1 protein-coding gene is annotated in these 1087 nt (G+C 62.5%); it reads left to right on the forward strand.

The genetic code is table 11. The annotated features are described in order from the left end of the window. The coding region (locus ABHR76_RS10060; protein WP_346977659.1) for a DNA primase at positions 1-1087 on the forward strand (1087 nt) is incomplete at both ends.

Below are 1087 nucleotides of genomic sequence, written 5' to 3' on the forward strand. Positions count from 1 at the left end.
GTGATGTTCCCCATCTTTGACGAGCAGGGTCACAACATTGCCTTTGGCGGTCGCATTATGGGCGACGGCCAGCCTAAGTACCTCAACACCGCCGAGACGAGCGTGTTTCATAAAAAGCGAAACCTCTACGGTTTTAATTGGGCCAAGGAGTTTATCGTCGCGCAGGAAACCGCCATCGTGGTGGAGGGCTATACCGATTGCATCGCCTGCTGGGAGGCGGGGATTAAAAACGTTGTCGCCACGCTGGGCACCGCGCTCACGGAGCATCATGTAAAGACGCTCACCCGCTTTGCCAAGCGCATCGTGTATATGTTCGATGGCGATGCCGCGGGCCAGAAGGCCGCCCGCCGCGCGATTCAGTTTATCGAGCAGGATTCGATGGACCTGCGCTGCGTGGTACTGCCCGACGGCAACGACCCTATGGAGTTTATTACGGCGCACGGCGGCCAGGAGCTGCAGGCGCGCATCGACGCGGCCGAGCCGCTCATGGACTTTGTCTACCGTTCGCTGCAGGAGTCGAGCGACATCACCACGCCGGGCGGTCGCGCCAAGGCGCTCGAGGATGCGCTGACGCTCATCTATCCGCTGCGCGATAGCTATATGATCGACACGTACTTTATCCAGATTGCCGACCTGCTGGGTTTGGATCTGGAGACCGTGCGCGCGAGCTCGGGCCGTGTGTTTCGCGATGTCGCCAAGCGCGAGGATGCGGAACGACGTCGTGAGCAGAACTATGAGCGCCAGCGGGCACAGGCTGAGCGGTCCGGTAGCGCGGGCGGTCGGGCGTCGGGTTCTCGCGATGCCGGTCGCGGTGCTTGGGCATCGGGCGCGACGCCGCCGGTGTCCGCGCCGGTCGAAGAAGAGCCGTACGACTACGTCCCGCTCGATGCCTACGATGCCGCGCCCGTGGAGGTTGTCGACGACCTGCCGCCGATCGATGTGCCTGATGGTATGGGCTCTGTTCCTGTGCCTGATGGTTCGGACGCACCGGCTACGGCGGCGCCGATGGTTCTTACCGATCTTGAACGCAAGTCCTTGGCGGGGGAGCGTGAACTGCTGACCATGCTCACGAGCTACCCCGACCTGT

This window comes from Collinsella aerofaciens (genome assembly GCF_039752985.1).
Lineage (GTDB): Bacteria > Actinomycetota > Coriobacteriia > Coriobacteriales > Coriobacteriaceae > Collinsella > Collinsella aerofaciens_BT.